3 protein-coding genes and 1 pseudogene are annotated in these 1,677 nt (G+C 43.4%); all 4 read left to right on the forward strand.

Annotated features, from left to right (window positions below; all coding sequences use genetic code 11):
* A pseudogene (locus tag PX636_RS04225) lies at window positions 1-138 on the forward strand (RNA-guided endonuclease TnpB family protein); the annotation flags it as partial.
* 122 nt (window positions 139-260) lie between these two features.
* Window positions 261-473 carry a hypothetical protein gene (locus tag PX636_RS04230; RefSeq protein WP_002752164.1) on the forward strand — a complete coding sequence of 71 codons (213 nt, stop codon included), beginning with the start codon at window positions 261-263 and terminating at the stop codon, window positions 471-473.
* 1 nt (window position 474) lies between these two features.
* On the forward strand, window positions 475-906 hold the full coding sequence (locus PX636_RS04235; protein ID WP_288116310.1) for a type II toxin-antitoxin system VapC family toxin: 432 nt from the start codon (window positions 475-477) through the stop codon (window positions 904-906).
* A 7-nt stretch (window positions 907-913) separates the two neighbouring features.
* Window positions 914-1,399 (forward strand): hypothetical protein, encoded by a 486-nt coding sequence (locus PX636_RS04240; protein WP_288116311.1) that lies wholly within the window; start codon window positions 914-916, stop codon window positions 1,397-1,399.
* The last annotated feature ends 278 nt before the right edge of the window (window positions 1,400-1,677 follow it).

Here is a 1,677-nt window from a genome sequence, read left to right on the forward strand (position 1 = left end):
ATTAACGCCAGTAAAAATATTTTGGCCGCAGGGCTTGCGGTGTCAGTCTGTAGAGCGACCATAAGACCAGAACAGAGTAAATCTGTTAAGGCAGGTGCGAAAAATCCTTCGGGAAAGAAACAGAAACCTAAATCGTGAGGTTTGGGAATCACCGTCCGTTCACGGCGGTGAGGATGTCAACTTATGGCTTCTGGCGTTGAAACAAATTTTGTTTTAGAGCTAACCTTTGAGCAAGAGCAGAATAGGAGGATATGTCAACCATGTTAACCACTGATCTAGAGATAAGACTAGCAGCTTTAGAAGCTGAAGTAGCACTGCTTAAGCGTTTGCTACCTACTGTCAGCGAAACTCCCTGGTGGGAAAAAATTGTCGGCACTTTTGCTGACGATCCGGTTTACGAAGAGGCAATGCAGTTTGGTCAAGAGTACCGCCAGTCTCTAAAACCTTTAGCCGAGGAAGCATCCGAACCCTGAAATGTATCTCCTTGACACCGATCATATTAGTATTCTCGATCGCGGGGGTCAACTGGCACAACAATTGCTGAAAAAACTGGCTGCTATTACAAGCAGCGAAGTTGCCACCACAATTATCACCTACGAAGAACAAATGCGGGGATGGATCAGTTACATAGCCAAGACCAGTTCGATTGAAACCCAAGTTGTTGCCTATCGAAGGCTAGAAAAGCACCTCGCTAATTATCGCACGATTCCCATTGTCGGCTTTGATGAAAAGGCAGGTCAAGTTTTTCAAGAACTTCGGGTAACTTACCCTCGTTTGGGTTCGATGGATTTGAAGATTGCTGCTATCTCAATGGTTAATCAGGCTATCCTGCTGACGAGAAATCTCTCAGATTTTGGGCAAATTGCCGGTTTAAGAGCAGAAGATTGGACGATTACAAGCAACTGAATTACCTATGGAAAACGTTTCATCAGTTCATTGTATGGCTTCTGGCTGGGATTTAGCAGTTAATAACCGCAATGGTCAACTCGCTCTTGTGGTTGAGGTCAAGTGCAAAACCAACGTATCCCCAGAATGGGCGGCAAAACTCCGACGCAATATTCTGGCACACGGTACTTTTGCCAAGGCTCCCTATTTTTTGCTGGTCTTTCCTGACAGATTTTACTTATGGAGTAATGTTGGGGCTTTTCAGGAGCAGAGTGAACCTAGTTATCTGATTGATGCCAGTCCCATTCTTCAGCCTTATTTTCAACGAGCAGGGGTAACGACTGACCAAATTAGTAGGCAAAGTCTTGAACTAATTGTTGCTTCCTGGTTGGGAGAGATTATTCATTCTGAAAAGCCGCCTGAAGCTCTCGATGATTCTCAGCGTTGGTTGATTGATTCAGGGTTGTATGCTGCTTTAGTCGGAGGAAAATTTCGGCATGAGGCGGCGGCGTGAATATCTATGTTGAAACAAATTTTGTTTTAGAGCTAACCTTCGAGCAAGAGCAGAATAGGAGTATATATCAACCAAACTACTTTTCTCGGGTAAAGCATTAGAGTTGAAAACCTCAAGAAATCAAGTGGTAGGAGAAGCTGAAATTAGCTTTAAGTGCTTCACAAAAGGAATAAAATCTTTATCTGAAAAAAGGAGCGGAAGATTATTTTCAATACAAAAGGAGGCAATAATAACATCAGCAGTTTTCCTAATAGTTATCCCCTTCTTGCGTAACTGGC

The sequence above is a fragment of the Microcystis sp. M53598_WE2 genome (assembly GCF_030067735.1).
GTDB lineage: Bacteria > Cyanobacteriota > Cyanobacteriia > Cyanobacteriales > Microcystaceae > Microcystis > Microcystis aeruginosa.

Bases quoted from the DNA above. Each gene is read 5' to 3' on its own strand.
- PX636_RS04230 (WP_002752164.1), top strand. From the start codon at position 261: ATGTTAACCACTGATCTAGAGATAAGACTAGCAGCTTTAGAAGCTGAA.
- PX636_RS04235 (WP_288116310.1), top strand. From the start codon at position 475: ATGTATCTCCTTGACACCGATCATATTAGTATTCTCGATCGCGGGGGT.
- PX636_RS04240 (WP_288116311.1), top strand. From the start codon at position 914: ATGGAAAACGTTTCATCAGTTCATTGTATGGCTTCTGGCTGGGATTTA.